This window comes from Thalassotalea sp. G2M2-11 (assembly GCF_017168195.1).
Lineage (GTDB): Bacteria > Pseudomonadota > Gammaproteobacteria > Enterobacterales > Alteromonadaceae > Thalassotalea_E.
This window is the reverse complement of record NZ_JADNYL010000004.1, coordinates 214,966-239,526: the sequence shown is the minus strand read 5'-3', so window position 1 is coordinate 239,526 and position 24,561 is coordinate 214,966. Positions and strand designations below refer to the sequence as shown.

General features: G+C 39.7%; 28 protein-coding genes. 13 read left to right on the top strand and 15 right to left on the bottom strand.

Annotated elements, in window-relative coordinates; translation table 11 throughout:
• Nucleotides 1–29 precede the first annotated feature (29 nt).
• The 10 genes from IV514_RS15020 to IV514_RS14975 form a co-directional block, all read right to left on the bottom strand.
• Nucleotides 30–881 carry an alpha/beta hydrolase-fold protein gene (locus tag IV514_RS15020; protein ID WP_206486110.1) on the bottom strand — a complete coding sequence of 284 codons (852 nt, stop codon included), beginning with the start codon at nucleotides 879–881 and terminating at the stop codon, nucleotides 30–32.
• 96 nt (nucleotides 882–977) lie between these two features.
• Entirely contained in the window at nucleotides 978–1,364 is a 387-nt protein-coding gene (locus IV514_RS15015; RefSeq protein ID WP_206486108.1) for a hypothetical protein, read from the bottom strand.
• 132 nt (nucleotides 1,365–1,496) lie between these two features.
• Nucleotides 1,497–1,850: a DUF1428 domain-containing protein gene (locus tag IV514_RS15010; protein ID WP_206486107.1), complete on the bottom strand. Its 354-nt coding sequence runs from the start codon at nucleotides 1,848–1,850 to the stop codon at nucleotides 1,497–1,499.
• 53 nt (nucleotides 1,851–1,903) lie between these two features.
• Entirely contained in the window at nucleotides 1,904–2,503 is a 600-nt protein-coding gene (locus IV514_RS15005) for a class I SAM-dependent methyltransferase (protein WP_206486106.1), read from the bottom strand.
• 20 nt (nucleotides 2,504–2,523) lie between these two features.
• Nucleotides 2,524–3,276, bottom strand: a complete 753-nt coding sequence (locus IV514_RS15000) for an SDR family oxidoreductase (protein WP_206486104.1) — start codon at nucleotides 3,274–3,276, stop codon at nucleotides 2,524–2,526.
• 111 nt (nucleotides 3,277–3,387) lie between these two features.
• Entirely contained in the window at nucleotides 3,388–4,020 is a 633-nt protein-coding gene (locus tag IV514_RS14995; RefSeq protein WP_206486102.1) for a DUF6058 family natural product biosynthesis protein, read from the bottom strand.
• Nucleotides 4,021–4,032: 12 nt separating this feature from the next.
• Entirely contained in the window at nucleotides 4,033–4,629 is a 597-nt protein-coding gene (locus IV514_RS14990) for a glutathione S-transferase family protein (RefSeq protein ID WP_206486100.1), read from the bottom strand.
• Nucleotides 4,630–4,772: 143 nt separating this feature from the next.
• Nucleotides 4,773–5,120: a hypothetical protein gene (locus IV514_RS14985; RefSeq protein ID WP_206486098.1), complete on the bottom strand. Its 348-nt coding sequence runs from the start codon at nucleotides 5,118–5,120 to the stop codon at nucleotides 4,773–4,775.
• A gap of 340 nt (nucleotides 5,121–5,460) precedes the next feature.
• Entirely contained in the window at nucleotides 5,461–5,643 is a 183-nt protein-coding gene (locus tag IV514_RS14980; protein WP_206486096.1) for a hypothetical protein, read from the bottom strand.
• Between the two features lie 121 nt (nucleotides 5,644–5,764).
• A complete protein-coding gene (locus IV514_RS14975; protein WP_206486095.1) occupies nucleotides 5,765–6,160 on the bottom strand; it encodes a DUF4019 domain-containing protein in 396 nt (131 codons plus the stop codon).
• A 326-nt stretch (nucleotides 6,161–6,486) separates the two neighbouring features.
• On the opposite strand from IV514_RS14975, the gene ubiE reads away from it, so the two are divergent.
• From ubiE to IV514_RS14940, 7 genes are all read left to right on the top strand, one after another.
• Nucleotides 6,487–7,278: a bifunctional demethylmenaquinone methyltransferase/2-methoxy-6-polyprenyl-1,4-benzoquinol methylase UbiE gene (gene ubiE, locus IV514_RS14970; protein WP_206486093.1), complete on the top strand. Its 792-nt coding sequence runs from the start codon at nucleotides 6,487–6,489 to the stop codon at nucleotides 7,276–7,278.
• A 3-nt stretch (nucleotides 7,279–7,281) separates the two neighbouring features.
• A complete protein-coding gene (locus IV514_RS14965) occupies nucleotides 7,282–7,950 on the top strand; it encodes an SCP2 sterol-binding domain-containing protein (RefSeq protein WP_206486092.1) in 669 nt (222 codons plus the stop codon).
• Nucleotides 7,943–9,508, top strand: coding sequence for a ubiquinone biosynthesis regulatory protein kinase UbiB (ubiB, locus tag IV514_RS14960; RefSeq protein WP_206486091.1), 1,566 nt, complete (start codon nucleotides 7,943–7,945; stop codon nucleotides 9,506–9,508). Before IV514_RS14965 ends, ubiB begins: the two co-directional genes overlap by 8 nt.
• Before the next feature lie 167 nt (nucleotides 9,509–9,675).
• A complete protein-coding gene (locus IV514_RS14955) occupies nucleotides 9,676–11,553 on the top strand; it encodes an alkaline phosphatase D family protein (protein WP_206486090.1) in 1,878 nt (625 codons plus the stop codon).
• Nucleotides 11,554–11,769: 216 nt separating this feature from the next.
• Nucleotides 11,770–12,849 carry a DUF3179 domain-containing protein gene (locus tag IV514_RS14950; RefSeq protein WP_206486089.1) on the top strand — a complete coding sequence of 360 codons (1,080 nt, stop codon included), beginning with the start codon at nucleotides 11,770–11,772 and terminating at the stop codon, nucleotides 12,847–12,849.
• A 2-nt stretch (nucleotides 12,850–12,851) separates the two neighbouring features.
• Complete coding sequence (locus IV514_RS14945) at nucleotides 12,852–13,778, top strand: transporter (protein ID WP_206486088.1); 927 nt, start codon at nucleotides 12,852–12,854, stop codon at nucleotides 13,776–13,778.
• A gap of 37 nt (nucleotides 13,779–13,815) precedes the next feature.
• Nucleotides 13,816–14,268, top strand: coding sequence for a TlpA disulfide reductase family protein (locus IV514_RS14940; RefSeq protein ID WP_206486087.1), 453 nt, complete (start codon nucleotides 13,816–13,818; stop codon nucleotides 14,266–14,268).
• Between the two features lie 93 nt (nucleotides 14,269–14,361).
• Here IV514_RS14940 and IV514_RS14935 read toward each other — a convergent pair whose 3' ends face one another.
• Nucleotides 14,362–16,107 (bottom strand): DUF885 domain-containing protein, encoded by a 1,746-nt coding sequence (locus tag IV514_RS14935; protein ID WP_206486086.1) that lies wholly within the window; start codon nucleotides 16,105–16,107, stop codon nucleotides 14,362–14,364.
• Nucleotides 16,108–16,161: 54 nt separating this feature from the next.
• On the opposite strand from IV514_RS14935, the gene IV514_RS14930 reads away from it, so the two are divergent.
• The 3 genes from IV514_RS14930 to mutM are packed head-to-tail and all read left to right on the top strand — an operon-like array spanning nucleotide 16,162 to nucleotide 18,464.
• Nucleotides 16,162–16,740 carry a hypothetical protein gene (locus IV514_RS14930; protein WP_206486085.1) on the top strand — a complete coding sequence of 193 codons (579 nt, stop codon included), beginning with the start codon at nucleotides 16,162–16,164 and terminating at the stop codon, nucleotides 16,738–16,740.
• A complete protein-coding gene (locus tag IV514_RS14925) occupies nucleotides 16,737–17,636 on the top strand; it encodes a hypothetical protein (RefSeq protein WP_206486084.1) in 900 nt (299 codons plus the stop codon). Before IV514_RS14930 ends, IV514_RS14925 begins: the two co-directional genes overlap by 4 nt.
• A gap of 12 nt (nucleotides 17,637–17,648) precedes the next feature.
• On the top strand, nucleotides 17,649–18,464 hold the full coding sequence (gene mutM / locus IV514_RS14920) for a bifunctional DNA-formamidopyrimidine glycosylase/DNA-(apurinic or apyrimidinic site) lyase (RefSeq protein WP_206486083.1): 816 nt from the start codon (nucleotides 17,649–17,651) through the stop codon (nucleotides 18,462–18,464).
• A gap of 11 nt (nucleotides 18,465–18,475) precedes the next feature.
• Here the strand turns inward: mutM and IV514_RS14915 are convergent, their stop codons facing one another.
• Together IV514_RS14915 and coaD are read right to left on the bottom strand one after the other, a co-directional pair.
• The gene (locus IV514_RS14915; protein WP_206486082.1) at nucleotides 18,476–18,907 is read right to left on the bottom strand and encodes a DUF6491 family protein; all 432 of its coding nucleotides are present in this window, start codon (nucleotides 18,905–18,907) and stop codon (nucleotides 18,476–18,478) included.
• Nucleotides 18,908–18,968: 61 nt separating this feature from the next.
• Entirely contained in the window at nucleotides 18,969–19,448 is a 480-nt protein-coding gene (coaD, locus tag IV514_RS14910; protein WP_206486081.1) for a pantetheine-phosphate adenylyltransferase, read from the bottom strand.
• A 173-nt stretch (nucleotides 19,449–19,621) separates the two neighbouring features.
• Here coaD and IV514_RS14905 point away from each other — a divergent pair, with 173 nt between their 5' ends.
• Complete coding sequence (locus IV514_RS14905; protein ID WP_206486080.1) at nucleotides 19,622–20,278, top strand: TetR/AcrR family transcriptional regulator; 657 nt, start codon at nucleotides 19,622–19,624, stop codon at nucleotides 20,276–20,278.
• A gap of 53 nt (nucleotides 20,279–20,331) precedes the next feature.
• On the opposite strand, the gene IV514_RS14900 is transcribed toward IV514_RS14905, so the two are convergent.
• On the bottom strand, nucleotides 20,332–21,072 hold the full coding sequence (locus tag IV514_RS14900) for a 3-deoxy-D-manno-octulosonic acid kinase (protein WP_241242395.1): 741 nt from the start codon (nucleotides 21,070–21,072) through the stop codon (nucleotides 20,332–20,334).
• Between the two features lie 137 nt (nucleotides 21,073–21,209).
• Between IV514_RS14900 and IV514_RS14895 the strand changes: the two genes are divergently transcribed.
• On the top strand, nucleotides 21,210–22,190 hold the full coding sequence (locus tag IV514_RS14895; protein ID WP_206486313.1) for a glycosyltransferase family 9 protein: 981 nt from the start codon (nucleotides 21,210–21,212) through the stop codon (nucleotides 22,188–22,190).
• Nucleotides 22,191–22,219: 29 nt separating this feature from the next.
• Here IV514_RS14895 and waaA read toward each other — a convergent pair whose 3' ends face one another.
• Nucleotides 22,220–23,533 carry a lipid IV(A) 3-deoxy-D-manno-octulosonic acid transferase gene (waaA, locus tag IV514_RS14890; protein ID WP_206486079.1) on the bottom strand — a complete coding sequence of 438 codons (1,314 nt, stop codon included), beginning with the start codon at nucleotides 23,531–23,533 and terminating at the stop codon, nucleotides 22,220–22,222.
• 136 nt (nucleotides 23,534–23,669) lie between these two features.
• Here waaA and IV514_RS14885 point away from each other — a divergent pair, with 136 nt between their 5' ends.
• Complete coding sequence (locus tag IV514_RS14885) at nucleotides 23,670–24,485, top strand: alpha/beta hydrolase (protein WP_206486078.1); 816 nt, start codon at nucleotides 23,670–23,672, stop codon at nucleotides 24,483–24,485.
• Nucleotides 24,486–24,561 lie beyond the last annotated feature (76 nt).

The window sequence follows — 24,561 nt, the reverse complement described above, 5'->3', positions numbered from 1 at the left end:
GTATCCAATCTATCAACGTATATACATTGTTATTTTTTTTGAATGCGAAATATCCGCTCAAACGCATCATACACAGCTAAATGTAAGGTGTCGCCATGATTCAGTTGTTCGAAAAATTGAAAATTAACAGAATAATTAGCAGGCTTTTTGGTATTCACTTTTTCAAACAAGGTTTTTGCTAATCGCTCCATGATTGCTCCTTCTTTACCTACGCCAATATAAATGGATTTTTCTTTGGATGATGTTAATGGCGTATAGGAGAATAACGACTCATCATCCCACCATAAACTTGGGCTAATAATAATATAGTTATCAAATAAGTTCGGCGATTTAAACAATACCTCTGTTGCAAGTAAGCCACCTAACGATTGACCAATAAGGGTTCTAACTGAATGGGTACGATAATTTTTTTCAATTAAGGGTTGCAGTTCGGAGCCGATAAATTCAATAAATTGCTCTGACCTTCCACTAGAAGGAAAGTCCTGTTGATCTTGTTGATTATTAGTTGGGTAAGTAAAATCGCGTTTTCTATCAACATTAACGATACCAACAATGATAGTTTCAGGTAGCTGATTTATCCACGACAGAGAGCCAAATTGCACCAGCCCAGCCAAATGGATAAAGTCTTCATTCGCACCGCCATCTAAAAGATAAATCACGGGATATTTTTGCTTGGAATCACCGTGATAGCTACGAGGCAGATAAATATTAAGCTGTCGTTTTTCATTAAGCACGACCGAATCGAACTCAATAATTTCACCGATAGAAAAATCAGCTTTAGTAGAGATCTCCAACTGATTTTGAGCATGAAGTGAGCACATACTCATCATTAATACTAGGCCAATTAAGCATTTTAGCACTTTATCTATTTCCAATATCATTGCATTTCAACAACCTTGCTAAGTTTTAAACAAATATATTAACTTGAACTAAATGTAAAATGTATTCTCGAGCGTTTCATTATCGTTCTAGAATCATTATTCAGTCTTTTCTACTCGAATACCTAATAACAGCGCAACGAGCAAAGTTGGAACGATTGCATACAATAAAGGGACTACTGCCAAACTGAAAAAAGCCATCAAATAAGCTAAAAATAAAATGATTGGCAATGCAAAATAAAACAAGTTTTGCCGAGTAAAAAAAGAAAATACCTTACGCACACCAACGATTACCACACATGAAAAGGTGGCCGCCAAAAGAACTAGCAAAATATTTGAATAATATGAAATAACAAAGTGGTGGTATGGTCTGAGAAGTTCAGGTACCGGCATTGCGGCGACAATACCAGAGAACCAAACAAATAAATAACAGAAAGCACTCCCTAAAAAGTATGAAATTATATTTTTATATGTATTCGTCATCATTGACTCCTTCCTTGTAAGACAACATCCTATTTGTCAGCACGCAATAAAACCGCACAGACTATTATTTCCACCAACAGCTCTTGCTTAGATGCAAATTACAGCATCATTTCAAGCTTAATAGAACTCTATACTCTACTTATCTAAAATGATATCAAAACCACCATAAATCAGCCTTTTTCCATCAAAGGGCATAGGGTTGTTTGCTGGATCCATTCTTGGATCTGCCATCATTGTTTGCCAACCAGCATCCCTTACTTCTTTAGATGGCCAGATAACCCATGAAAATACCACAGTTTCATTATCTTTTGCTTTAACCGCCATCGGAAATGATGTGATTTCTCCATCAGGAACATCATTTCCCCAAGTTTCAACTACCTTTAATGCTCCACACTCTTTGAACATTTCCACCGTAACTTCCGCTTGTTCAAGGTACGCCACTTTATTCGCTGTTGGCACAGCAGCAACAAAACCATCTACATATGACATAGCTAATCTCCTTTGACTCAACTGATAATCTTAGTCTAATGATGCAATAAAAACTAAGTTTTTTCGACAATCAAGTATGCATGTAATTCTGGAAATTGTTCATATTCTAGGTGCCTTGGTATACAACCTAAACCTATACATAAGTTAACAAAATCATTAACACCTAAAGTTGAGTATGAAATTTCAGGTCCCATGGCATTATTGGAGTGCTCATCAGCTTGATTAGTTCCCCCAAAAGAAAAGATTAAAATACCGCCTTGGTTGAGACTAGAGACAAGCTTTTCCATCACCTTTGTTTGCTGTGACAAAGGAATATGCCAGATGCTATCCCATGCGGTAATAAAATCATATTTAGCTGAAATTTCCCACTCACAGATATCTTGATGATGAAAAATAACCTCAGGATGGCGCTTTCTGGCAAGGCTTACCATCTTTTGTGATACATCTACGCCCTCAGGTATAAAGCCTTCACTCTTAAGCAGGTCAATAAACCTACCCGTACAGCCACAACCGACATCCAAAGCGCTACCTTTATTTTTGGCAAACGCCAAAGCTCGCCTATGCTGTTCCATGCCATTTTGTCGATCAAATGTACTTCTTTCCCAAAGGTGGGTAATTTGATCGTAAGCGGTGCCAATATCATTAGGATCCATATATTAATAACCTAAGTCCATCATAAACCACCAGATACATTCAAAAAGCTCCCTGTAGCAAATGACGATTTATCAGACGCTAACCAAAAAATAGCTTCAGCAACTTCTTCAGGCAAACCGCCTCGTTGCAATGGAATGTTCTTTGCTAACCTCGCAATGCGATCGGGTTCACCGCCGCTGGCATGCATATCGGTATAAATTAATCCCGGACGAACACAGTTAACTCTTATACCTTCAGCGGCCACTTCTAACGATAGACCTTTAGTTAATGTGTCTACTGCTCCTTTAGATGCAGCATAATCGATATACTCATTGGGAGAGCCAGAGCAAGCTGCACCTGACGAGACATTGACAATAACGCCACCCACCCCACCATGGCGAGTTGACATCCGCTTGACTGCCTCTCGACAACACAAAAAATAACTGGTGACATTGTTGATTAGCACAGCATTGATCCGCTCTGCACTCATTTCTTCTAAACGCATCTGCTTTTTTAATATGCCTGCGTTATTGACCAGCACAGAAATCGCACCTAATTCTCGCTCAACCGTTGCAAATAAACGTTCCACATCAGACTCATTAGAAACATCCGCTTGTACAGTAATACATTGACCGCCTTGAGCTTTGACTTCTTGCGCTAATTGATTAGCAGCCTCAACGTTAGACTGGTAGTTAATACATACGGCATAATCATTTTTGGCAAAAAGCCTGACAGTCGCAGCTCCTATGCCTCGGCCACCACCGGTAATGATTGCGACTTTTTGATTATTCATCCTCTATCCTTTAACTGCTGAATGAAAAGTAATAGTTATTATCACTAACATACTGGCTATCATAAATGCAGCGTGACATATATTGTCAGGCTATTGAGTTATCTGATTCAGTCAGGCTGCTGCCACAACCGAGCGTAAATCATCAACCAGCCGCTTTCGACTGCTGCGTTCATACTCCGCAGGCGAAAATGGCATTGCCGATGCTGCGTAATCATCGATTAACTGAAGCAGTGCATCCTTTGAAGTACCTACTGGTGACGATACATTCCCATTATCAGTGATGGCTATCAGTTTCTCTTGCAGCATTTCTTTCTTGATTATGCTGGCTCCACAGGAAGGATCGGCGACACAAAGCCCAAAAGTGCCATTAAAAAAATACGGTAGGTAACTTTGTATTTTAGCGTGAACCGCTTGCTCAGACTGTCCATAGCTTGCGAGTGCAGCTCTAAACTCTTTGGTTAGCTGTGTGATAACAGCTGCACGTTCAGCTCCGCAGGGAGCCTGATGAGCAATGTGCACCCATCGCACACACTCAGGTCTGAAATACTCTCCTGTTAACAGTGTTTCGATTTGCGTGCTACCAAAAATTGCTGAGTAAACTGAATCATCATCACAAATATAGGTGGCGCTAGGTATCGCTTTGATGTCAATGAGTTGCTCAAGCCGACTAACAGACAGCCCAGCTAGCGCGGCAAACTCACTTTTTTCAACAAAATACTGCTGTAAATATTGTGCTAATGACATTATTTGCTCCAATTACGCAATACCAATATAGTTAGGGTGAGACTGAATACGAACTAACCATGCTTGAATAGCAGGGTAGCTATCTAATTCAAAGCCACCTTCATGTGCAACATGTGTGTAGCCATATAAAGAGATATCAGCAGCGGTTAGTTTATTACCAACTAAATACGGCGTTTTAGTTAACTGCTCTTCCATGACTTTTAACGCTTTATGACCACCTTCCTGTTTGGCTTCATACTCGGCTTTACGAGCCTCAGGTAAACCAAGGTATTTCGCAATAAATCTGGCAACTGCAATAAATGGTTCATGGCTGTATTGCTCAAAAAACTGCCATTGTTGTATCTTTGCATTTTCATAAGCGTCTTGTGGTTCAAATGCAGTTCCCGAGACGAGAAAATTTAAAATAGCATTAGATTCAGAAAGGTAACGACCATCATCTAATTCAAGTAATGGTATTTTGCCGTTAGGGTTCTTCTCAAGGAATGATTCAGATTGTGTCTCATTTGCCAGAATATCAACATCAATCCACTCATGCTCAATGTCAACTAACGCGGTTAACAGTTTTATTTTATAGCAATTACCAGAGTGAACATCGCCATATATTTTCATTACATCCTCCTTGGTTTACAACACTTCATTATGAGGCAAGATCATATTGTCAAATGTGCCACAAACTCAAGCGCTAACATTGTTTAGGTTATGCTAAATCGTTATTTCAATATCCATAGGAATAAATTGCAGCACGTTTTATCTCATATACCAAGAGACATATTGATTATCAGACATGACATACCAAGGATGATAAAACCTAAAAAACCAATAATAACAGTACGTTCAGGTATGGCATGAAGCGCTAATGAAGGCATTTGCCTTAACGCTGATATCGACGGCACAAATAAAACGGAATGACGTTCAAACTTTTGATATTTAACCATAAGCTTAGTAAACAGTAATTTTACTCCTGAAAAGTACATTAATACGAATGTTGAAGCCCCTAGTAGCTCTATCATGGCCATAAGTTCCATGCTCATCATAAGCTCTGGCCCAGCAACCAATGCAACAATGATCACAGCTAATGAATGCCAAACTCCTTTTGACATGAATTTTTTCAGCCTATTAAACACCTCTTTATCCTTATTTTTCTCTCAGTACAATAGACATCAGATAACGAGAAGCAACCTGATATTATCACTCTAGTACGCAAAAACTTTAATACCGTTAACACATCAAAACCTCTTTGAGGTGAGTAGTCAACGGCTATTTCATCAAGTGTTGGGGGATATTAAATTAAAGCTAATACCTAGCTCAAAAGTAACTAATTATTCGTTATTATTTCGCGGTGGTTTTGGGCAAGGTTTTATATTACAAGTCATAGAAAAGACAAACAGTGTCTGAAACTAAGATGAAATACTTCACGTAACCATCCTTATTAGCCGTCGGTTAACGATGAGGTTTATCGTGATATTGTTTTCTTTGTCCAAAAATACCAAACCAAAACGTCAGCTCTAACACCATACCCAAGAAAACGAAAAAAGCTGCACTTTGAGAAAGGCCATAACCATAAGAAATTAAAGCCGCTAGCAATAAACAAGCTAGAATTATCCATTTATGTAATATGTTCATAAATCCCTCTGATTAAACTAATGACATACTAGTTAAAGATATATGCGAGATATTTTTCAAGCAACACCAAGTTTGTAATAGTATGTTACATCAATAGTAACTTCATCTGATCAGAGTAAATTTACTTAATAAAATAACCAATAGGAAGCCATTGGCCACTATTTTTACTCAGTGTTAATGTTTCTATTGCTAGTTTTTTATTTTGAAATTCAGTTTGAAATTGAATCACTAGATACTCGCCATCTGGAGCACCAGGAAGAGATGTATACGCTTTCTCACTAACCTCTTCGCGAGATATAACATGCCCTAAAGGAGAACGAACGCCTTTAAGCGCAGTATTCCATTTTGTTTGAGAAAGTTGTGATTTAAAGAAAGAGTCCGACTTCTGCCAACTTTCAATGTACTGACCTGCATCAACTATTTTAAGCCACTGTTTCGCCACAATTGAGCCTGAAAATTCATTAGCCCAAACAAAAGAAAAACAGCACAGTGATAAAATTAATATCAGTTTTTTCATAATAATTCCTTTTATTTTTCAGTTTATTAATATTGCCATACTGAAGAGGCCGTTAACAACTGAAAAAATGACTCTTATAACTCACCAAGAAAAAAATTCCTTTTCTATCTGAACACAGTCAGAAACATCCCTTTTTATTTATTATATCAATGAGATATTAAGTCATTCCCTCACTTTTACCTTCGATGTGCATTTATCTTTATTCACAATTAAGATAAATGCCGCCGTTAAATCGTACAGCCATTCAGATAACTTGATCTGAATAGTTAATTATTGCCAAAAAATACGGTAGACTACGATTAATTTTTTAGTATAGTGAAAGTGTTATGTCATCTTCTGAACAAGCCCCTGTGAACCCCAAAGAATCTTCTGATTCTGATAACACCACACATTTTGGCTTTCAAACGGTCGAAAAGCACGAAAAAGAGTCGAAAGTTGCCGGTGTTTTTCATTCTGTGGCGCAACAATACGACATAATGAATGATTTAATGTCTTTTGGCCTACACCGTTTATGTAAACGATTCACCATAGACGCCAGTGGTGTCCGCCCAGGTAACACCGTTTTGGATTTAGCAGGTGGAACAGGCGATCTAACCGCAAGATTTTCTAAATTAGTCGGTCGTGAAGGTAAAGTCATACTGGCAGATATCAACAGCTCAATGCTCAATGTTGGTCGTGATAAGTTACGTGATCAAGGGCTAGTGCAAAATATTGAATATGTACAAGCGAATGCTCAGTACCTTCCGTTTGAAGACAACACCTTTGATATTATCACCATTGCCTTTGGTTTACGGAATGTCACTGATAAAGAAATGGCGTTGCGTTCTATGCACCGTGTGTTAAAACCCGGTGGCCGCTTATTAGTGTTAGAATTTTCTAAGCCTGAATACCCACTACTCGATAAGGCCGGTAAATTTTTCTCCTTCAATGTACTGCCTAAAATAGGCAAATTAGTGGTGAACGACAGCGAAAGTTATCAATACCTTGCTGAATCGATTCAAATGCACCCTGATCAGGAGACCTTAAAAGCCATGATGGAAGAAGCAGGCTTTGAGCAAACCACATACACCAATTTAACCGGTGGCGTTGTCGCTTTACATAAAGGGTATAAATTTTAACTTATGTCGTCGCTCCATTTGCCGCAACAAATGTTGTTATTGATCATTGAAAAAATTATCAATAACGCATTAGCATTAAATATTAATCATAACAATGCTTTGCGAGATCTTGCTGGCAAAACCTTAACCATTAAGCTCAGTGAGTTAAATTTTCCTATTACGTTAACTGCTAACGACACGCAACTATTAGTGACCAGTATAGATGGAGAGAGTGATTGTCAATTATTTGCTAACATTGCAGCACTACAAGAGTTACAGCGGCATCAGCAACTGACTGAATTGATCAAACAAGACAAACTCGATATTCAAGGAGATTTAAAAGTTGCTCAGCGCTACGCAAGCTTGTTTGAAAATATCTCTATTGACTGGCGAACCGAACTTGCCAAACACATTGGCGATGTTCCCACCTACAAAATTGAACAGTTTAGTTTATGGTTATCCGCTAAATTTAAATTTGCTGCTGAGCAAATCCAAGCCGATGCCAGCGAATGGTTAGTTCATGAAAAACAACTTGCCGTTACTAGCGATCAAATTGAAGACTTCTCCACGCAAGTTAACCAATTATCACAACGTTTACAGCAACTAGAGTCGCAGATGAATCAGCTGGAAAAAACACTTTCAACCGACCCTGCACTAGCGGCAGCAAACAATAAAGGGCAAACTGTTGAGTAGTTTTCGCTTATATCGCATCGTCAAAACCTTCCTCAATTACGGGCTGGATGAGCTATTACCAAAGAACACCTTACCTTGGTACGTAAAATTTGCCCGTTTAAGTGTCTTTTGGATCAGAAATAAGCATAAAAACCAGCCATTAGCATTACGCTTTCGTTTGGCAATTGAATCACTAGGCCCTGTGTTTATTAAGTTTGGTCAAATGCTCTCTACTCGGCGAGACTTACTGCCTGAAGATTTTGCTCATGAGCTAGCGATGTTGCAAGATAGAGTCCCTGCATTTGATGGTGAACAAGCTAAGCAGATTATTGTACAGGCGATTGGTCAACAAACTTTTGATGAACTTTTTAGCAATTTTGAGTTACAACCATTAGCCTCGGCATCTATTGCGCAGGTACATACGGCTGATTTATCGCTTGATGGCACTGATAAGCAAGTGGTGATCAAAGTATTACGGCCTAAAATCGAAAAAGTGATCAATGCGGATATTCAAGTGATGGCATTATTTGCCAAGATTTTATCGCGCTGGTTGCCAGATGGAAAACGCCTGCGCCCAAAAGAAGTGGTAGCAGAATACAAAAAAACCATCTTAGACGAGCTTGATCTTAATCGAGAAGCCGCCAACGCCATTCAACTGCAGCGTAATTTCAGTCAAGGTCGAGAGTTTGACCATATTATTTACGTACCTGAAATTTATAGCCAATACAGCACTAAAAATGTCTTAGTAATGGAGCGCATTTATGGCATAGGAGTAGGTGAAGTAGATAAACTCCATGACTTAGGCGTGGATATGAAATTGCTCGCTGAACGCGGGGTTGAGGTATTTTTCACTCAAGTATTTCGTGACAGCTTTTTTCATGCCGATATGCATCCTGGTAATGTGTTTGTTGATGCCACTAACCCTGAAGATCCCACATGGATAGCAATTGACTGCGGCATTGTTGGCACACTAAACCGAGAAGATAAACGTTACTTAGCTGAAAACTTTGTTGCCTTTTTCAACCGAGATTATCGTAAAGTTGCCCAGTTGCATGTAGATTCTGGTTGGGTACCTGCGGGCACCAGTGTCGATGAGTTTGAATTTGCCATTCGTACCGTCTGTGAACCAATATTTAATAAACCATTAGCAGAAATTTCCTTCGGCCAAGTACTGGTCAACTTATTTAACACCGCACGCCGCTTTAATATGGAAGTGCAGCCTCAATTAGTTTTACTGCAAAAAACTTTACTCTACATCGAAGGATTAGGGCGTCAACTGTATCCACAGTTAGATTTATGGCAAACAGCAAAACCATTTCTTGAGAATTGGGTTAAAGAGCAAATGGGCGTCAAAGCCGTATTTAGCAAAATTAAAGAAAACCTGCCTTTTTGGAATGAAAAACTGCCTGAGATACCTGATTTAGTGTATGACTATTTAAAAACAGGCAAAGAAAGTCAGCAGCAACAATTACAAGTCTTAAAAGCGCTACAACAGCAACAACACGTGCAACATCAAAAAACGATTCGCACGATTTTGTTAGCCACAGCCATAATTGTTATAACCATTCTATTCACGTAAAATAGCAAATACTTTGCGACAGTTCGCTGCAATTACTTGTAATTTCTTCACAATTACTTTTTGTATAGTTAGGCCACTAACAACGGCTTAACTATTGAAAGCCAAGCTGCCTGTGTATACACTGCTTTAATTACAATAAATTAACAATAATAAGCATTATAATAACATTGTCTTCTTTACCTCCTATTGTTGCAGGGCCACTTGTTCGCCATGTTGATCACCATAACGTCACCCTATGGTGTGTGACCACTCAACCCTACCAAATTACTGTTTCACTGTTTGATCAACAGTTAACGCCATTATTTGAGCAAACCTTAACAACGGAGCAAGTGAAGGTAATCCCAGTAGGAAGAAATGCATTTATTCAATGTATTTCCATTAATGTTAAACAAGCATTACCCGATAACACACTGATTTACTACGATTTAGCCTTAAGCTATCAGCAACATCACTATCAATTAACCGAGGTGTTATCCGATCTTGTCTATTCATCCGAAAAGTTACCAAGTTTTAAAATCTCTAAAAATATAGACAATATGCTGCATGGCTCTTGTCGCAAACCGCACTTTGAAAGTGGTGATGGCTTGGTACAAATCGATCAACTACTAGCCACTGATGGTTTTAGCGCGGAGCAACGCCCATCCTTAGTGATGATGTCGGGTGATCAGGTTTACGCTGATGATGTAGCGGGACCTATGCTGGTTGCCATTCATCAAGTTATTGAACTGCTGGGGCTGCATACAGAAAACTGGCAAGGAGCTGTCGTCAATAACACTGACAGCCTGCTAGCCAGTGAATTTTGCTATTATCAACGTGACAAATTACTTCCTCGTACCAAGGCCAATAAAGCGGTGTATGAGAAACTGTTTGCCGCCAGCAAAAAACCGATTTTTACCTCAGTAAATGCTAAAAATCACTTAGTCACTTTTGCTGAAAACATTGCCATGTACCTACTTGTGTGGTCACCTGAGCTATGGCAATTTATTGATTTTACTGGCACCAATATTCCCGATGACTATCAACAACAATATCAAGATGAATTAACCATTATTAAGCAATTCGTGCAGGGGCTAACCAGCGTCAGGCGCGCATTAGCGCATATTCCCAGCTATATGATATTTGATGATCATGACATCACCGACGATTGGAATTTAACTCGCGGCTGGGAAGAAGCTGCTTATGGTCATCCATTTTCCAAGCGCATCATAGGTAACTCATTGATCAGTTATTGGTTATGCCAAGGCTGGGGTAATCAACCGAAAAAATTTGCCTCATTAATGGAGCAAAGTAATGATTGGTTTAATGAACAAGCGCTGATAGAACAAGATCAGTTAATTGAACAGTTATTAGCATGGCAAGATTGGCACTATAGCTTAGCAACAACCCCTAAATTAGTCGTACTTGATACCCGAACCCAACGATGGCGTTCAGAGAGTCGGGCATCAAAACCTTCAGGGTTGATGGATTGGGAAGCATTAACAGAAATGCAGCAGGAGTTAATCAACGAACCTCGGGTGATCTTAGTGTCTCCCGCCCCAATTTACGGGGTTAAGATGATCGAAACCATTCAAAAGATTTTTACGTTTTTTGGTCAACCTTTGATGGTAGATGCGGAAAACTGGATGGCGCATTCAGGCACAGCCAATGTCATACTCAATATTTTTCGCCATATCAAAACACCACCTGAGTTTATTATTCTCTCGGGCGATGTCCATTATTCCTTTGTTTATGATGTTACTCATCGTTTTCGTCGTAATAGTTCTAAAATAGTGCAAGTAACCTGCAGCGGGATTAAAAATGAATTTCCAGCAGGCTTGTTGCAATGGCTAGATACGCTAAATCGTTACCTTTATGCCCCGTATTCACCACTTAACTGGTTCACAAAACGACGACGGATGAAAATAATCGTGCGAAAACCTGACGCCAATAAACAAGATCAACTGTATAACGGCAGTGGCATAGGGCGCATCACCCTAACTAATGATGCAGATATAGTGAAAGCAGAACTACTCACCTGTGACAGCAAAACCATTCACTTTGATTAAAAGCATCAATTGATATAATTAATTTGCTATCGTCCCACTGCCAAGCCCTCTACACCGAAATAAAGAGTGAATGCTAATCGAAAACGATTTAGTTGTTTTTAATCATAGCTTTGTGCAATTTTCTCAATTGTAAAAGCTAAAAATTGCTACCTATATTGAAATAACTTGTAACCTATCAGGGTCATTGTATAAAAATCAACCAAGAGCGGAGGAGTTATGCTTGCTCGTTTACTTTTATGCACTAGCATCCTAGTCATTACAGCTTGTGGTGGTGGCTCATCAGGCAGTAGTAATACTAACAATAATAGCTCAACTGGTGGCAATGACTCCACTGAATGGGCTATTAATACTAACTACTTAATGGATGGTGGGCCTGGTAAGGACGGTATTCCATCACTGGACTCGCCGCAATTTACACCCGCAGAGCAGCTAAACTACATCGACAGCCAAGAACTCATTATCGGCATCAGTTATCAAGGACAAATTAAGGGCTATCCTCATAAGGTGCTAGACTGGCATGAAATCGTTAATGACAGCGTTGCAGGTAATAAGTTTGTCTTAAGCTATTGCCCTTTAACCGGTTCCGCCATGGCTTGGGCAATTGACAGTCAAACCGGTGACACCGAATTTGGCGTATCAGGTTTACTCTATAATTCTAACTTAATCTTATATGATAGAAATACTGACAGCAATTGGCCTCAAATGCTCATGACATCAGCTAACGGCAGTAAATCAGGCACTCAGGCAAATCAGTTAACTACATTTGAAACCACTTGGGAGCAATTCAAAACTATGTACCCGAATGCCCAAGTCCTAGACGAGAATCAAGGCTTTAGTCGCGATTATCAAGCTTACCCCTACGGTAGTTTTCGCACCGATAATAACTTGCTCTTTAATGTAAACAACAAAGATGACGATAGATTACACAAAAAAGAACGAGTATTAGGCATAAATGTTGGCGACGAATATATCGCCATTGTAATTGACCTATTAATGGCAGATCATGAACTTATCACGATCGAGGTGGGTGGCGAGCAGATCACTATAGCCGGCAGCGGTGATAAAAAAATGGCGGTAGCTTTTCACAATCAACTCAGCGATGGGACTATGCTGACCTTTACACCTGAGTATGGCCAATACCCAATTATTATGTCAGATCAAGAAGGAAACATGTGGGATATCAATGGTATCGCACATTCTGGCCCGAGAGAAAACAATCGATTAAATATACCGTTTAGCTACGTGGCATATTGGTATGCCTGGGCCTCTTTCTTTCCACAAACGAGTATCTATTGATCATGATGCCTATCAAAAAATTACTTATCACCAGCAGCATGGCTTGTTTTAGCACCTTCACAGGTGCTGCAACCTGTAGTTGTGCTGGCGTACCTTTATTAAATAGTATGAACGCCACAAATGTAAACGCTCAGAGTTGGCTACTATCGATTAACTACGAATACCATGAGATCAACGATTTATATTCGGGCTCGCAACAAGTTAATGATGAAACTTTCAGAGAAAGAGTGAGCAATAGCATTATTAGTCAGCTGGATTATGGCATTGACGAACATTGGTCAATCACAGGCATGATCAGTCATATAAGCCATAAAAGACAAATAGGCTCCAGTAACAACAGTAAAATACATACTTCTGGACTAGGTGATAGCTTGTTACTAATAAAATATACCCCCGTCACCATGAGCTTACTGTCTCCTTGGCAATTATCATTAGGCTTTGGCATCAAATTTCCTACCGGTGCAAATGATGTAATGCGCAATGGCTTTATCGTGTCGGAAGATATGCAACCGGGGAGTGGTGCGTACAGTTCGCTTGCTTGGTTTAGCAGCAGTTATAGATTTGATCAAGCCGGTCAATTACAAGCCTTTATATCAGCTAATTACAGTGATAACAGGGAAAATGATCGACAATATCAATTAGGCGACGAAACAAATGCCTCTGTAGGTATAAGTTATACTATGCAAGAAAACTGGGGGGCTGTTGCTCTGTTAAGATATCGCACAACTTCAGCCGATCAACGTGCCGGCAATGACATTCCCAATACTGGCGGCGAGTGGCTGGATTTCGTCCCCAGTATACAGTATCGCTTCGAAAACAATCTCGCAATAAACCTTAGTGGGCGTATTCCCGTCGACAAAAACCTCGATGGTGCCCTGCAGTTTACCACCTCTAATGCTATCACTTTAGGTATAAGCTATGTGTTTTAACTCAAACCTAATTAGATTGCTTATTATTTCCAGTCTAATGATTGGTAACATCGCCCATAGCCGAGAAAAAGCTCCAGACTTTTCACTACCTCAGCTTAACGGTAGTCAAGTCATCAAATTATCTAATTCTCTAGGTAAAGTCGTCTATCTGGATTTCTGGGCATCTTGGTGTCCCAGTTGTGTAAAAGTATTACCTATGCTCGAGCAGTGGCAAAACCAATTTCCAAAGAAATTAAAAATATTAACGATAAATGTTGATGAAAATGAACAACAGGCGGTGTCATTTCTCAAAAGACTAAATATCACGTTAGCGGTTGGATATGATCAAGATTTAACAGTTGCCAGAGCCTATCAGGCCACTGTGCTCCCTTACTCTTTTATTATCAATCACCATGGTGACATAATATATAAACACAAAGGCTTTCAGGCTGATGACGATAAGCTCTTAAAACAAAAATTAATCGAAGCTCTTAAGGCTGTTGAACGCTAATCTTTACCTCTAGTGTCAACACACTCTAGGGGCTGTGCATAAAAAAGCAGGCATCAATTAGCCTGCTTTTTCGGTTAAAATATCTTGTATCGGTTAACTTTTTTGCTGTTTGATCCAGTCTTTAGTGATCTCTTCTAACAACGCCATCGGCAACGAGCCATTTTTCAATAACTGATCATGGAACAAGCGAATATTAAATTTATCGCCTAATTCTTTTTCAGCCAGCGCTCTTAGCTGTCGAATTTTGATCTCACCAATTTTGTATGACAATGCCTGCGCAGGCCAGCTAATGTAACGATCAATTTGAGCAATCACATCCGCCATACTTAAGGCAGTGTTATCGGCTAAGTAATCAATCGCTTGCTGACGTGACCAACCTTTAGCATGCATACCCGTATCAACCACTAAACGACAAGCGCGCCATGCTTCATAAGTTAAACGGCCAAAATCACTGTAAGGGTCTTGATAAAAACCAATCTCTTTCCCTAAACGCTCTGAATAAAGGCCCCAACCTTCACCATAAGCCGCGTGGTATAAGGTTTTTCTAAATTCAGCCATATCCACTTCTTGGGCAATAGCACTTTGGAAATGATGACCTGGCTCAGCTTCATGAAAAGTTAATGCTTCTAACGTATAAAGCGGTTGGCTTTTGAGATCTTGCGTATCAATAAAGTAAGTACCTGATGTTGTGCCACTGCCATCAGAAGCGACATAATAGGCGCCGCCATTAGGTGCTGGTTTGATATCAAAGGTTTGACGCGGCAACACTGAAAACCATTTAGGTAATTGTGCCGCCATTTTACGCGTGATATAGCTAGCTTTTTCCAGCAGATCCCGTTCAGTTGTGGTATAAAATTTTTCATCGCTGCGTAAATATTCAATAAAGGATTTAAAATCACCTTTAAAACCAACTTGCTCAATAATAGTCTGCATTTCTTGGCGAATACGCTTGACTTCATCAAGCCCTAATTGATGGATCTCATCGGCACTCATGCCTGTTGTGGTATAAAATTCAATCAAATATTGATAATAATCTTTGCCGCCAGGTAATGCGCTAATACCCACTGTTTTACGGCAATTAGCCATGTATTCTTCAGTGAAAAAATCATAAAACTTCTGATACTCAGGGATCACTTTTTCTTTGATCAGTGCCGTCGCTTTTTCTGTAAAATACGCTTTATCTTGCGCAGAAAATTTGGCCGGAAAGTTGGCAATAGGACCATAAAATGCGCTTTTAGTCACATCACTAACAATATGTTTACTGATGCTCTTTTCATACCCTTTAAAACTTTCACAATAATGCACATGTCCGGCTTCAATGGCTGCGGTTAAATCGACAATGTGCTCTTGGTTATAGCGAGGAAAATCCGCCAGGCTGATCAAATATTTGTCATAATCTTGTTTTGTTAAGAATGACATATTGGCAGGTGCGCCAGCAAAATAGCTGTGAAAACCACTGTAGTAGGTTAACGGATAAAAATGATCAAGCTGTTGATAGCTTTTTGCTTCGGCTTGACGTTCATACTTAAATAAACGGTAAGTGATCTGCTCTTCATCACTCAAATCCTCTAGCTTAATGCCTTCTAAACGCTTTAATAATGAGGCATTATATTGCTCCCGACGATCACGACCACGCTGCGACATCTCAGGCAAATGTCCATTCATACGAAAAGCATCAGGGTCTTTACGAAAAAAAATCTGCTCTTTGTTTGCCGTTTGCCAATGCTCTTTGATTAATTGTTCAAATTGCTGACTGGCAGTTAATTGAAATGCACCACTAAGGCCTGCGTAAAATACGCTCAGGCTCAGGGCAATTGATTTGATCAAGCTATGTTTCATCGCAACACCTATTATTATTGTCAGAGCGTATAGTGTAATGAATCGCGGGTGAAAATGTCTAATTTTCTACGGGTAACTCAACAAGCCGATGATCCCCCTATCGCTTTATGGTATTTTAACAGCTCATTCGCAACAGTAAGATTAACATCCATGATCAAGTTATCCCGTGCTGGCTGGAACAATATCATCATCTTTGGCGTAATGGGGTTTATATTATTAATTAATGCCACCCATGAAAATGTGTTTACTGCTAATGAGCCAGATAATGCTTCGCAAGCAATATTTGGTGATAATGCGGTTATGTTAACCTTAACGATTAATCAACAAATAAAAATTGAACGCATTGGCAATACATGGCGCGCCATACCAAACCATTTGTCCGGCCAAGCATTAGCACAAATGATGCGTTCATGGCAGCAATTATCTGCCGCCGAAATCCCTGAACAAGCTCATATTGATCAACAGCTTGGTTTGACCATTACCATTGAATTAGCCGGACAGGCCCGTCCTGTGGTAATCAGTTTATTTGTCGATGATCAGCAATTATTAATATATCATCAGCAAAAATCTCAATGGTATCAATTACCTTTACCACTATATCAACAACTTATTCCTGAGCAGGTATTTTCATGAAGTTATGCGCTATTTTGTCTATGGATTGTTTGGACGACTTTGAAAGCTACGATGCACTAATTGATGCACCTATGTTAGCTTTGGGCTGGCAAACAGAAACCGTGCCTTGGCGAGCGAAAAATATTAATTGGGATCACTACCATGCCGTCATTATCCGCACGCCTTGGGATTATCAAGATGATGCTACGGCATTTTTGCAAGTACTCGAAGAAATAGAACAATCAACAGCTCATCTAGAGAACAACCTTGCAATTGTTCGCTGGAATATTGATAAAATCTACCTAAAAGACCTTGCCGATAACGGGGTAAATTTAGTGCCAACGCTCTGGCATCAACGTCTCGCTGGTCAAGCCAAATCTACCGATGATTTAATTCAATATTTCAAAAAGTTAAACTGCCAACAACTGATTTTAAAACCACGAATTAGTGCCAATGCCGATAATACCTTTTGGCTCAATCAAGCAAACGTTAGCGAAATGCTGCCAGCAATCAACCAAGCATTTGAGCAAAGGAATTTTATGATCCAGCCTTTTATGCAAAGTATTATCAACGAGGGTGAGTACTCACTGTTTTATTTTAATGGCCAGTACAGCCATGCCATTTTAAAAACCCCAAAACAAGATGATTTTCGTGTACAAGAAGAGCATGGCGGACAACTTAAAACCATCACACCAGAAGCAAAATTATTGGAGCAAGCCGATCACTGCCTGCATGCGATCAGTCAGCAACATCAAATGCCACTGTATGCTCGGGTTGATTTTGTGCGCGATAATGAACAATTTGCCTTAATGGAAGCAGAATTGATTGAGCCTTCACTGTATTTTAATATGGATGAACACTCAGCCGAACGCTTTGCCCAAGCCTTTGTTCAACGTATCCATCACCTTAGCCTGTAAAAAGCCGATATTATGCCTGAATTACCTGAAGTTGAAGTTTGCCGATTAGGGATAACACCCCATATTTTACACCAACAAGTCACTGATGTAGTGGTACGCCAAAAGCAACTTCGCTGGCCTATTCCCGATGAGGTAGCACAATTAACAGGCCAACAAGTTGAAGCAGTTGAACGGCGCTCAAAATACTTATTAATTAAGTTTGCCAGTGGCACCTTAGTGCTACATTTAGGTATGTCAGGTACAATTCGCGTGGTTGAATCAAGCGTGGCGTTAAAAAAACATGATCATTTTGATTTAGTATTTGCTCACGGAAAAACCCTCAGGCTCAATGATGCACGACGTTTTGGCGCCGTGTTATGGTTTGAACAACATATTGACGAACAAGGCATTTTAACTAAGCTTGGCCCTGAGCCATTAAGCGATGACTTTACCCACGGATATTTATTTAATAAAGCGCAAAATAGAAAAGTGCCAATCAAAACTTTTATTATGAATAATCAAGTGGTGGTCGGTGTCGGTAATATTTATGCCAATGAAGCCTTGTTTAAAGCCGCTATCTTACCGACCAGTTTAGCTGGCACTATTAGCGAATCGCGCTTTAATCGCTTAACCGATACCATTAAAGACGTGCTAGCAGCAGCGATTAAACAAGGCGGCACCACCTTAAAAGACTTTACCCAATCAGATGGTAAACCCGGCTACTTTGCACAAGAGCTAATGGTGTATGGTCGCGCTGGCTTACCCTGTGTTCAATGTCAAACACCGCTAGAAGAAGTTAGGCAAAGTAACCGCAGCTCAGTGTTTTGCCCAAGCTGCCAAACGAATTAACGGCCCTTGAATTACTCAGTCGTCTCAGCTGGCTGGATAACCGTTTGAATACCATCATATTGTGCTTTATCGAGCGGATAAATAGTTTTGATCATACATTCAATTTCAGGGGCATTAATACTAGAAATTGAATCAAAACGGGCATATAAGCTTGAACTATGGTCGCGATTAATAATGATTGATTGAGTCCAGCTGATATCTCGGCAAAATCCGCCCAGTTCAATTAAGTAACGATGTTTCGGAGAGGATGAAATAATTAAGAAGTCATCACTAATGCTTTGCCATCCATGAAAGCGAAATGAGGTAATTTTACTCACGCTAGTTAACGGGTGATTAGTAATATAATCACGTATCGCAGTATTTTTTTCTTCGGTAGTCAAACGGTTAGTCGCACAACCAAACAAAAGCGTTATGGCGATAATAATTATCATAATGTATTTCATTGCTTCCCTCTCCAATATCCATTTTCATTAATTATTGTTACTTGATCCTATTTACCATCCATTAAGCAGTGTTTTGCTCAAGCGCCGCTTTAACCACTGGATGGACGAATTGACTGACATCCCCTTGATGTAAAGCCACTTCTTTCACTAAGGTCGAAGAAATAAACGAGTTTTCTTCGGCAGGTGTCAAAAAGACACTTTCTAGTTCAGGGTATAACCGACGGTTCATATTGGCCAGTTGAAACTCGTATTCAAAATCCGATACTGCTCGCAGCCCACGAATCAACACATTCGCTTTATTCTTTTTCGCAAAATCGACTAATAAACCGCTAAACCCCACCACAGAAACATTAGATAACTCTTTGGTAACTTCTTCAATCATAGCAACACGCTGTGCTAAATCAAATCGTGGTTGTTTGCTGGGGCTGGCGGCAACACCAACAATAACATGAGTGAACAATTGACTAGCGCGTTCAATCAAATCGGTATGACCATTGGTCACAGGATCAAAAGTTCCAGGATAAATAGCTTTAACTGACATTATTTTTACTTAGTTCATCTATCAATAATCACCATTGTAATGGCGAGCTTAGTAGAAAGACAACTATGTTAGTGCCAGATACGTTAAAGTATTTACTCGAAAAAGGTTTTAATCAGGTGAATTTTGATAGTATGATAAACAAACTGTCTAATTAAGCGGAAATTAAAAAGAGCATGAAGACCCGTGATAAAATAATTCAAGCCAGTATCGAGTTATTTAATGAACAAGGTGAGCGAAACGTTACAACTAATCATATCGCTGCTCATTTAGGTATTAGCCCCGGCAATCTTTATTATCATTTTCGCAATAAAGAAGACATTATTCTCTCGATCTATGAAGAATATGCCCGTAACCTGTTATTAGAGACTTTCCCGCAGGTAAGTCCGGAATTAAAGCCGCTTGATACCATCATTCTCTACATGGATGCAGTATTTCAGGCATTAATGAAATTTCGCTTTTTCTACGCAAATTTACCGGTACTACTGGCAAAAAACCCACTACTACATGAAAAATACGTTGAAGTTCAACACACTATCTCAAAACGTTTAAGTGAAATGCTCATTTCATTGCGTGAAGCAGATATGATGACTTTTGAAGATGATGAGCTAGCCGATATCGTCAGTATTTTGCGCTTGATTAACACCTTCTGGTTAAGCTTTTATCAAACGCAAAACGAAAACACCGAAATTAACGATTCAGTATTCTTTGATGGGGTTTTGAAAATTTTAGTATTATTACGTCCTTATATCACCGAATCAGCGATGAACGATTTCTTAGAAGCGCGTAGCATGTACCAACAGCGCCATAAAAATGCGTTGAACGCCGCCTAGTTAGCTGGTTTTCGGCGTGTAATTTTCAAATACACGCCGAAAATTTCACTTATTTAACTCAAATAACCTTCCATCAATTGTTGCCAGTTATCTGCCTGCCAATAAAACTGAGCAAGTTTTTTACTTTCCTTATTAAACGAGCGTAACAGTCTATCCATGTTTTGCTGCTGCCAATGTTGTGCAGGTTTTCGTTGCTCACCTTGATCAAAATCGATTAACCAAACCTTATTGTCATTATCGATTAATATATTGTGAGCATTTAAATCATGGTGATATATTCCGTGGCGATGAAATGCTTGAATACAGCGACCTATATCTCGCCATAGCTCAGGTGATAAAGATTCAGTACTCAGCAATGCCACCAAATCTCTGGCTTGTTCAATACGCTCAGTAATAATATCCGCTTGATAACTTACCCCAGATCGCCTAACACAAAAGGCCACCGGTTTAGGGGCAGGCAAATCTAATTGACGCAATTGTGTTAATAAAGCAAATTCTCTTGCCGCACGAGTCGCATGATTACCAGTAAACAGGTAATGATCATTTACTAGTTTGCCAATTAGACCTCCGCGATAATAATGCCTTAATACCCAGTGATGTTTACCCTGTTTAATAAAGTAAGTCGTGCCTCTTCCCTGCGCCGTTCCCTCAATCGCCTGCTGAGCTTGCCAATAATCAGGTACAAACACTTGTGGGTGAAAATTTTTAAGCAATTTGCTCTCATAAACACAATATAAATTATCTTGTTGAAAAACTTTTTGCTGACAAGGTTTTACAATTGCTGAGGAGTTCAAGATAATAGCGCCTAGTTTTTAATATCATTCTTTGTCTATATTGTGGTGATTACTTGAAGTCGGGTCAATTAACTCAGCCAAATAATTTATGTATTTTACGCTTGTCAGCGATTGGTGACGTTTGTCATGCCGTGGCAATGGTGCAGCAAATCCAACGCCAATGGCCGCAGATCAAAATCACTTGGATCATTGGTAAAATTGAAGCCGCATTATTAAAGGGCTTACCAGGTGTTGAATTTATCGTATTTGATAAAAAGGCGGGCTTGAGAGGTTATCAGGATTTACGCCAGACATTAAAAGGGCGAAAATTTGATGTGTTACTGCATATGCAAGTGGCATTAAGAGCCAGCCTCGCTAGTTTATGTGTGCCAGCGAAAGTTAAAATAGGCTTTGATCATTTTCGCGCGAAAGAAGGGCAATGGCTTTTTACCAATAGAAAAGTCGCGCCTCTCAAAAGCCCTCATGTGTTAGAGGGTTTCCTTGGCTTTGCTCAAGCATTAGGTATTAAAACAGAACCGCCTACTTGGCATATGCCCATCAGTGATGAAGATGTTTTATGGGCAAGTGAAGCAGTGAATAGTCACAGGCCTATCGCCATTATTGCCCCTTCTGCCAGTAAAGCAGAACGTAATTGGCACAGTGAAGGCTACGCTAGAACAGCGGATTATTTGATTGAACTTGGCTTTGATGTCGTTATTTGTGGTGGCCCGACAACGCATGAAAAATTATTGGCAGAAGAAATCACCAGCCGCAGTCAGCATGAATTACTTAACTTAGTTGGTAAAACATCACTGAAACAATTACTGGCGATACTACAACTTGGACATCTAGTAATAGCCCCAGATACAGGTCCCGCACATATGGCAGTCACCGTTGGTACGCCGGTCATTGGCTTATATGCACATTCTAACCCTGCTCGCACAGGCCCTTATTTATATCAAAATTATGTGGTGAGCTGCTATAAAGAAGCGATCGAACAGCAACATAATGCCCCTATCGAGGAACTACCTTGGGGGATCCGCGCCAAAGGCAGCGAACTAATGCGTGCAATCACCTTTAGCCAAGTAAAAGATAAAATTAGTCTTTTACTCAAAGAGCACTACCCAGAATTAAGTTAACGACAATTATTCGCTTAATGTTATTGAAACTATTGCTTTGTGGCTAATAAAGACCTTAATGCCTGAGCTGATAATTCACTCGCCCCTTGATTAGCTTGCACTACTTGATAGGCGTGTTGACCAAGGGTTAGTCGCGCTTGGTGATCAGCTAATAAGTCATTAACTTCTAGCGTCAATTGTTCAACTACTTGAGCAAAAGAGGACCTTGATGTTGTCGATAATTGCTTGATGCCTCCCGCGCTAATTAATTGTGCCATCACTTGTTTAAAATTACTCATATCATGACCAACCACTATGGCTTTTTTAAATAACGCTGGCTCTAACGGATTATGTCCGCCGATAGTAGAGAAGCTTCCTCCCATAGCGACAATATCTGCGAGATCACACAGGGCTAATAACTCACCTAAAGTGTCAATTAACCAAATATCATGATGATTCTCAACCGTGAGTTTCTCACTACGTTTTATGGTATTAAACCCTTGTTCAACACTGTATTCATATACTTGTGTAAAACGCTCAGGGTGGCGCGGCACAAGCACTAGCAACAATGCTTCATGCTGTTGTTTAAGCGCCTTAAAACTCGATAGCACTAATTCTTCATCCCCCGGATGAGTGCTGGCAACCAACCACACCTTTCTTGTTTCAGGCACCATGTTTTTTAATGCTTGCGCTTTAGCGATGACTTCATCACTCAGTTGTATGTCATATTTCAAGTTTCCTGAGACCAGGCATCGTTCTGGTAGTGCGCCCAAGCGAAGAAAGTTTTCTCTATTGTCATCACTTTGCGTCAATATTTTATCAAAGCGTTGCAAACAAGGGGTTATCAACCAGTTAAGTTTACGATAACTTTTCATCGAATGATCAGACAAGCGGCCATTAATTAACTGCAAACCTATGTTTCTCGCCTGACATTGAGCAATTAAGTTAGGCCATAATTCAGTTTCCATTAACACTAAAGCCTTAGGCTTTAACGCGTTAAGAAATAGCCAAGTACAAGGCCAAATATCGAGTGGTAAATAACAATGTTGTACTCTATTAGCAAACAACTTATTCACTTGTGCAGAGCCCGTTGGCGTAAATGTTGTTACCGTTACAGGTAACTCAGGCTGGGTCTGCAAAATTTTTTCAATATATGCTTTTAACGCAATTACCTCACCCACGCTGGCTGCATGAATAACAATACCATTTGGCGAAAACGGCGTTTTCAACCAGCCTAAGCGTTCATTTAAACGTTGACGATACTCAGGATGATTCTTTGAACGAGCAACGAGTAGAAGCAACACTATAGGTAATAGTAATAACAACACTAAACGGTAACAAAATAAGGCGAATGTATGATGCACAGGTCTAAATTTCTTTGAGTTATCTCGCTAGTATACGACAATAGCGATTTAGACAACAATGATTAAGGCACTAGCCGAGTTACTAAGATTGCGCTAACCTAATGATGTGTGTGCTGAAATAACCTTAGGAATAACTTTGATAACTACCTTAATTTCCCCTAATAAAAAAGCCATTATCGCTAGCCTTTTGTGTGTTAGCTGCTTGTTAGCAACACCAGCTTTTTCACAACAGCTGGCAACAAAAGTTGTCGAGCCAGAGCAAAAAGTTGATGTGAACGAAGTTAAGTTTATGACCAAACAAAACTTTATGTTAGCGGGAAAATACTACGCAGGAAATGCAGCACAAGCAGGAGTGTTATTACTGCATGATTGTAGTCATGACAGTAACGCCTATAGCCAATTAGCTGAAAAACTTTCAGAACATGGCCTTCATGCATTAGCACTTGATTTACGTGGTTATGGTGATAGTGTTTCTGATGATTTTTCCCACACTAATATCAAAAAAGGCGCTAAAAATATTAGCAGCTATGAATCAGAAGTGACCCTCCTTACCTCATATTGGAAAGATGATGTCATGGCGGCATACCAATATTTACGCAAGCGAATTGATAAAATGAAAAACATTGCGGTTGTCTCTGCTGGTTGTTCAGCCGCCCAAGCAATCTATCTCGCACAAGATATTCGTATCAACAGCTTTGTTATGTTAACGCCTATACTCAATTATATGGAAAAAGAACACTTTAAAAACTTAATTGATATTCCGATCTATTTCATCGCTTCAACGCAACACACCAGTACCTTTGAAACAACGAAAGAGTTATTCGAGTGGAATGGCGATAATCATACATTAGCCAGAGCTTATAAAGGTGATCTACTCGGGCAATCACTACTCAGGTCCAAAAAGTTTCTTGCCAATGATATTGCGCTTTGGTTATCAAACACTTTACAGTAGTTTTAAAACCAAAAAACAAAAAATCGACAATGCTTAGCACTGTCGATTTTTCGTATTTGACTCAGCCGATAGGCCA

What these genes read in the sequence shown, in the direction of transcription:
- IV514_RS14965 (WP_206486092.1), top strand. Translation starts at nt 7,282, where the DNA reads ATGTCGTCGCTCCATTTGCCGCAACAAATGTTGTTATTGATCATTGAA.
- IV514_RS14990 (WP_206486100.1), bottom strand. Translation starts at nt 4,629, where the DNA reads ATGAAAATATATGGCGATGTTCACTCTGGTAATTGCTATAAAATAAAA.
- IV514_RS14940 (WP_206486087.1), top strand. Translation starts at nt 13,816, where the DNA reads ATGATTGGTAACATCGCCCATAGCCGAGAAAAAGCTCCAGACTTTTCA.
- ubiE (WP_206486093.1), top strand. Translation starts at nt 6,487, where the DNA reads ATGTCATCTTCTGAACAAGCCCCTGTGAACCCCAAAGAATCTTCTGAT.
- IV514_RS14915 (WP_206486082.1), bottom strand. Translation starts at nt 18,907, where the DNA reads ATGAAATACATTATGATAATTATTATCGCCATAACGCTTTTGTTTGGT.
- IV514_RS14950 (WP_206486089.1), top strand. Translation starts at nt 11,770, where the DNA reads ATGCTTGCTCGTTTACTTTTATGCACTAGCATCCTAGTCATTACAGCT.
- IV514_RS15005 (WP_206486106.1), bottom strand. Translation starts at nt 2,503, where the DNA reads ATGGATCCTAATGATATTGGCACCGCTTACGATCAAATTACCCACCTT.
- IV514_RS15010 (WP_206486107.1), bottom strand. Translation starts at nt 1,850, where the DNA reads ATGTCATATGTAGATGGTTTTGTTGCTGCTGTGCCAACAGCGAATAAA.
- IV514_RS14925 (WP_206486084.1), top strand. Translation starts at nt 16,737, where the DNA reads ATGAAGTTATGCGCTATTTTGTCTATGGATTGTTTGGACGACTTTGAA.
- IV514_RS14905 (WP_206486080.1), top strand. Translation starts at nt 19,622, where the DNA reads ATGAAGACCCGTGATAAAATAATTCAAGCCAGTATCGAGTTATTTAAT.
- IV514_RS15015 (WP_206486108.1), bottom strand. Translation starts at nt 1,364, where the DNA reads ATGATGACGAATACATATAAAAATATAATTTCATACTTTTTAGGGAGT.
- IV514_RS15020 (WP_206486110.1), bottom strand. Translation starts at nt 881, where the DNA reads ATGATATTGGAAATAGATAAAGTGCTAAAATGCTTAATTGGCCTAGTA.
- IV514_RS14930 (WP_206486085.1), top strand. Translation starts at nt 16,162, where the DNA reads ATGTCTAATTTTCTACGGGTAACTCAACAAGCCGATGATCCCCCTATC.
- coaD (WP_206486081.1), bottom strand. Translation starts at nt 19,448, where the DNA reads ATGTCAGTTAAAGCTATTTATCCTGGAACTTTTGATCCTGTGACCAAT.
- IV514_RS15000 (WP_206486104.1), bottom strand. Translation starts at nt 3,276, where the DNA reads ATGAATAATCAAAAAGTCGCAATCATTACCGGTGGTGGCCGAGGCATA.
- IV514_RS14975 (WP_206486095.1), bottom strand. Translation starts at nt 6,160, where the DNA reads ATGAAAAAACTGATATTAATTTTATCACTGTGCTGTTTTTCTTTTGTT.
- IV514_RS14980 (WP_206486096.1), bottom strand. Translation starts at nt 5,643, where the DNA reads ATGAACATATTACATAAATGGATAATTCTAGCTTGTTTATTGCTAGCG.
- IV514_RS14895 (WP_206486313.1), top strand. Translation starts at nt 21,210, where the DNA reads ATGGTGCAGCAAATCCAACGCCAATGGCCGCAGATCAAAATCACTTGG.
- IV514_RS14985 (WP_206486098.1), bottom strand. Translation starts at nt 5,120, where the DNA reads ATGTCAAAAGGAGTTTGGCATTCATTAGCTGTGATCATTGTTGCATTG.
- IV514_RS14995 (WP_206486102.1), bottom strand. Translation starts at nt 4,020, where the DNA reads ATGTCATTAGCACAATATTTACAGCAGTATTTTGTTGAAAAAAGTGAG.
- IV514_RS14945 (WP_206486088.1), top strand. Translation starts at nt 12,852, where the DNA reads ATGATGCCTATCAAAAAATTACTTATCACCAGCAGCATGGCTTGTTTT.
- mutM (WP_206486083.1), top strand. Translation starts at nt 17,649, where the DNA reads ATGCCTGAATTACCTGAAGTTGAAGTTTGCCGATTAGGGATAACACCC.
- IV514_RS14935 (WP_206486086.1), bottom strand. Translation starts at nt 16,107, where the DNA reads ATGAAACATAGCTTGATCAAATCAATTGCCCTGAGCCTGAGCGTATTT.